Source organism: Ruegeria sp. BHSA123 (genome assembly GCF_059613425.1).
Genome location: NZ_JBXWSL010000117.1, coordinates 1 through 5220 on the forward strand (window position 1 = coordinate 1; position 5220 = coordinate 5220).

Genomic DNA, 5220 nt, shown 5'->3' on the forward strand with positions numbered 1-5220 from the left:
ATGTCGTTTCCATGACTTCAGGGCTGACGCCTCATAGCGCAGGAGAACGCCCGCCTCAACGAGAATGAGTTTTCGGCTTTTACAGAAGATGCGGGATTTGTAAGGTCGCGCCCGGAATACGCCAAAAGGGGGCCGCTTTTGTCCACAGTCACGCCAATGATGGCGCAATACCTCGAAATCAAAGAGGCCCACCCGGATGCCCTGCTGTTTTATCGCATGGGTGATTTCTATGAGATGTTTTTCGAGGATGCCGTCAACGCTGCCGAGGCGCTGGATATCGCGCTGACCAAGCGCGGCAAGCACAATGACGAAGACATCCCGATGTGCGGCGTGCCGGTGCATTCAGCCGAAGGGTACCTTCTGACCCTGATCCGCAAGGGCTTTCGCGTTGCGGTCTGCGAACAGTTGGAAAGCCCGGCTGAAGCAAAGAAAAGAGGCTCTAAATCGGTCGTAAAACGTGATGTCGTGCGACTCGTCACGCCCGGAACACTGACCGAGGATGCGTTGCTTGAGGCGCGCCGACACAACTTTCTGGCTGCCTATGCCGAGGTCCGGGACGAGGCCGCGCTTGCCTGGGCGGATATATCAACGGGCGCGTTTCACGTGATGCCCCTGACCTCGGTCCGGCTCAGCCCCGAGCTTGCCCGGCTTGCGCCCTCCGAACTGATCGTGGCCGATGGAACGCAGGAAAAGCTGAACGAAACGCTGCTTGATCTGGGGATTTCACTGACGCCGGTCGGGCGCGCCAGTTTCGACAGCACGGCGGCGGAAAAGCGCATCTGCGGGCTGTTTCACGTGGGTGCCTTGGACGCGTTCGGCAATTTCGGCCGCGCCGAAGTGTCCGCGATGGGTGCGCTGATCGACTATCTGGAGATTACGCAAAAGGGCAAACTGCCCCTGCTGCAAACGCCGCTGAAAGAAACTGAGGATCGAGTCGTTCAGATCGACGCTGCAACGCGTCGAAACCTTGAGCTGACCCGTTCCCTGTCTGGCGGGCGCGCAGGATCGCTTCTTTCTGTCGTTGACCGGACTGTTACCCCCGGCGGCGCGCGATTGCTGGAACAGCGGCTTTCAAGCCCTTCTCGAAATCTGGATGTGATCCATGCCCGGTTTGACGCAGTCAGTTTCGCCGCTGGTGACAGCTTGATCGCGTCTGATCTGCGCGAAGCCTTGCGCAAAACCCCGGATCTGGACCGCGCCCTGTCGCGTTTGTCACTCGAGCGCGGCGGACCTCGTGACCTGACAGCCATACGCAACGGGCTGACACAGGCGGCCACGATTGCCGAAATCTGCACCGATCAGGATTTGCCTGTGTTGCTGGCGACCGCGCTTCAGAACCTTGTTGGTTTCGATGACTTGCTGACTTTGCTGGACGAAGCGCTGGTGGCCGAACCCCCGCTTCTGACCCGCGACGGAGGCTTTATCGCGCCAGGTTTTGATACTGAACTGGACGAGGCCCGCACCCTGCGCGACGAAGGCCGGTCCGTCATCGCCGGGTTTCAACGAAAATACGTCGAACACACCGGCATCACCTCGCTGAAAATCAAGCACAACAACGTGCTGGGCTATTTCATCGAAACCACGGCCACCCATGCCGAAAAGATGCTGAACCCTCCCTTTAGCGAAGCCTATATTCATCGCCAGACGACAGCCAACCAGGTGCGGTTTACAACCGTCGAACTGTCCGAGATCGAAACTCGTATCCTGAACGCCGGAAATCTGGCGCTGGAGATTGAAAAGCGGCTCTATCAAAGGCTTTCTGGCGCGATACTGGACCTCGCTGCCCGATTGAATCAGGCCGCCCGCGGGCTTGCCGAACTGGACTTGACGACCGCCTTGGCTGATCTTGCGCGGGGTGAAAACTGGTGCCGTCCAAAGGTTGACGGCTCTCGCGCATTCAATGTGCAGGGTGGTCGCCATCCGGTTGTGGAACACGCCCTCCGGCAGCAAAGTGGCGGTGCATTCATTTCCAATGATTGCGATCTGAGTGTCCAAGACGGTGCGGCTATATGGTTACTGACGGGTCCGAACATGGCCGGTAAATCAACCTTTCTGCGCCAGAACGCCCTGATCGCACTGCTTGCCCAAATGGGCAGCTATGTCCCGGCCGAAGAGGCGCATATCGGCGTCATCAGTCAGCTGTTCAGCCGCGTAGGAGCCTCGGACGATCTGGCGCGGGGGAGGTCGACGTTCATGGTCGAAATGGTGGAAACCGCCGCCATCCTGAATCAGGCCGATGACCGTGCATTGGTGATCCTGGACGAAATCGGCCGTGGTACCGCCACCTATGATGGCCTCTCGATTGCCTGGGCCACATTGGAACACCTGCACGCGGCCAACAAATGTCGCGCATTGTTTGCCACGCATTATCATGAGCTTACGGCTTTGGCCGGTAAACTCGAAGGTGTCGATAACGCCACCGTAGCGGTCAAAGAGTGGGATGGCGAAGTCATCTTCCTGCACGAGGTTCACAAGGGCGCGGCTGACCGGTCTTATGGGGTGCAGGTTGCGCAACTAGCCGGTTTACCCGCTTCTGTTGTCGAACGTGCCCGGATGGTTCTGGACCAGCTTGAAAAAACCGAACGCGAAGGCGGCAAACAAAAAGCGCTGATTGATGACCTGCCGCTATTCTCAGCAGCCGCGCCGCCACCCCCGCCCGCACCGAAAACTTCGCCAGTGACCAAGATATTGGAGGGTGTCCTGCCCGACGAACTGACCCCGCGCGAAGCGCTGGATCTGATCTACAAACTGAAAGAGGCGGCCAGATCCTGACCGCCCTTCATCTTTTCAAAAATACTCTCGCCGAAGGCTTGGCTTTGAAAAGCCAATCAGCTTGCTGGCGTTGAAGAGACCCCGACTTGAGCCGGACGCAACAGGCGGTCGTGCAGCATGAAACCCTCGGCAGACACCTGAATGATGTCCCCTGCCCGCGTGCCCGGCACCGGGGCCTCGAACATTGCTTCGTGCACATTCGGATCAAACCGGTCGCCAACCTGGGGCGTAATCACTTCGATCCCGTGTTTCTGGAACACATCCTTCAGGGCACGCATGGTCAGTTCGACGCCCTCCAGCAGCCCGGCGGCGACCTCTTTCTGCTCGTCAGTCGCGGCCTCAAGTGCGCGCTTCATGTTGTCGTAAACGGGCAGCATATCACGGGCCAGCTTGGAACCGCCATACTGCTCGGCATCGCGGCGCGCCTTGTCGCCACGTTTGCGTGCGTTCTCGGCATCGGCAAGCGCGCGCATGAATTTGTCTTTATACTCATCCCGCTCGGCGCGCAGCTCGTCCAGCTCGAGCGCCTCGTCACTGATCTCAGCAAACTCCTCGGCCAGCTCTTCCGCTTCTGCCGCCATGATATCGTCCAGAAAATCTTCGTTCTTGGGCTCTGCCATCTCTTACCCTCTAGCTCCGGTCGGATATCAGCTTGCCGACCAGTTGCGCCGTATAATCCACGATCGGCACGATCCGTCCATAATTCAGACGCGTGGGCCCGATGACCCCGACCGCACCGATTATCTTTCGATCAGCGTTCATATATGGAGACACCACCAAAGAGGAACCCGAAAGTGAGAAAAGTTTGTTCTCAGACCCAATAAAAATGCGCACACCCTCGCCGCTTTCCGTCAATTCAAGGAAATCCGCGATGTCGCGCTTGCGTTCCAGATCATCAAACAGGCTGCGAATACGCTCCAGCTCTCCGGCCTGGCCGGGTTCGTTCAACAGATTCGCCCGTCCCCGCACGATCAGACGGGCCGAGTCGGCTCCGTCTCCGTCCCAAGCGGCCAGCCCGCTTTCGACCAGCTCGCGCGCCAATACATCGATTTCCTGCTTGCGCGCCTGAATCTGTTTCTGCATCTGACGGCGTACTTCGCTAAGCGTGCGCCCCTCGATCAGCGCATTCAGAAAATTCGCGGCCTCGCGCATCGAACTGGGCGTCTGGCCGGGTGGTGGTGTGAACAGACGATTTTCGACATGGCCGTCCGAAAAGACCAGAACCACCAAAGCCTTGTCATGCCCCAAGGAAACAAACTCGATATGCTTGATTTCTGCTTCATGCTTTGGTGTCAGGACCAGCGACGCACCTTGCGTCAGGTGTGACAAAGCTGACCCGACCCGATCCAGCATTCCGCCAACATCGCCCGCGTTAGAGCCTAATGTTTCTTCCAGTTTTTGCTTGTCGTCGACGCCCAGATCGCCAACCTCAAGTAAACCGTCCACGAACATACGCAGTCCTTGCTGCGTCGGTACCCGACCCGCGCTGATATGCGGGCTGTCCAGAAGACCCAGAAACTCCAGGTCCTGCATCACATTGCGCACGGTTGCGGCACTGACCTTTTCCGACAGGCTGCGCGTCAGGGTTCGGCTTCCGACCGGCTCTCCGCTTTCCAGATAACTTTCAACGATCAGCCGGAACACCTCGCGCGACCGGTCGTTCATCTCGTCCAGAATTTTGCTCGCTTCACTCATGCGTTTTCCCCTGCTGGTTCATCATTAAATAGCAGGCAAATGAAAGGTCAATCGGGGTTGCATCGTAACGCTGCGGGGCGGTATCCCCAACCCAGCAAACAAAGGATTTCCCATGCGACCCTCTGGAAGAGACTTAAGTGAAATGCGCACCGTTTCAATCGAAACGGGGTTCACCAAACATGCCGAAGGTTCCTGCCTGATCAAGATGGGCGATACCCATGTGCTGTGCACCGCCACGATCGAAGATCGGGTACCCCCTTTCATTAAGGGTTCGGGGCTTGGCTGGGTCACCGCCGAATACGGTATGCTGCCCCGCGCCACCAACACCCGGATGCGGCGTGAAGCGGCCTCGGGCAAGCAAGGTGGCCGTACGGTGGAAATTCAGCGCCTGATCGGTCGCGCCCTGCGGGCCGGCGTCGACCGGGTTGCACTTGGCGAACGTCAGATCACCGTTGATTGCGATGTGATCCAGGCCGATGGCGGCACCCGCTGTGCCTCAATCACCGGCGGCTGGGTTGCTCTGCGATTGGCCGTCAACAAACTGATGAAGGCAGGTGACGTGATTTCAGATCCGCTGGTTGATCCGGTCGCCGCCGTGTCCTGCGGTATCTATGCGGGCCAGCCTGTTCTGGATCTCGACTATCCCGAAGACAGCGAGGCCGGTGTCGACGGCAACTTTATCATGACCGGGTCAGGCAAACTGATCGAGGTCCAGATGAGCGCCGAAGGTTCTGTATTCAGCCGTGCCCAGAT

At 58.4% G+C, this 5220-nt stretch carries 4 protein-coding genes; 2 read left to right on the forward strand and 2 right to left on the reverse strand.

Features of this window, described 5'->3' with window-relative positions; translation table 11 throughout:
• The first annotated feature begins 156 nt into the window (after positions 1–156).
• The gene (mutS, locus tag AC2FNC_RS19960) at positions 157–2772 is read left to right on the forward strand and encodes a DNA mismatch repair protein MutS (RefSeq protein ID WP_480624891.1); all 2616 of its coding nucleotides are present in this window, start codon (positions 157–159) and stop codon (positions 2770–2772) included.
• Positions 2773–2828: 56 nt separating this feature from the next.
• Here the strand turns inward: mutS and AC2FNC_RS19965 are convergent, their stop codons facing one another.
• Together AC2FNC_RS19965 and hrcA are read right to left on the reverse strand one after the other, a co-directional pair.
• The gene (locus AC2FNC_RS19965) at positions 2829–3392 is read right to left on the reverse strand and encodes a nucleotide exchange factor GrpE (RefSeq protein WP_480494021.1); all 564 of its coding nucleotides are present in this window, start codon (positions 3390–3392) and stop codon (positions 2829–2831) included.
• A 10-nt stretch (positions 3393–3402) separates the two neighbouring features.
• Entirely contained in the window at positions 3403–4467 is a 1065-nt protein-coding gene (hrcA, locus tag AC2FNC_RS19970) for a heat-inducible transcriptional repressor HrcA (RefSeq protein ID WP_480494022.1), read from the reverse strand.
• Positions 4468–4579: 112 nt separating this feature from the next.
• On the opposite strand from hrcA, the gene rph reads away from it, so the two are divergent.
• On the forward strand, positions 4580–5220 hold a 641-nt coding region (gene rph / locus AC2FNC_RS19975), incomplete at its 3' end, for a ribonuclease PH (RefSeq protein WP_496716440.1).

What these genes read in the sequence shown, in the direction of transcription:
- mutS (WP_480624891.1), top strand. Translation starts at nt 157, where the DNA reads ATGATGGCGCAATACCTCGAAATCAAAGAGGCCCACCCGGATGCCCTG.
- AC2FNC_RS19965 (WP_480494021.1), bottom strand. Translation starts at nt 3,392, where the DNA reads ATGGCAGAGCCCAAGAACGAAGATTTTCTGGACGATATCATGGCGGCA.
- hrcA (WP_480494022.1), bottom strand. Translation starts at nt 4,467, where the DNA reads ATGAGTGAAGCGAGCAAAATTCTGGACGAGATGAACGACCGGTCGCGC.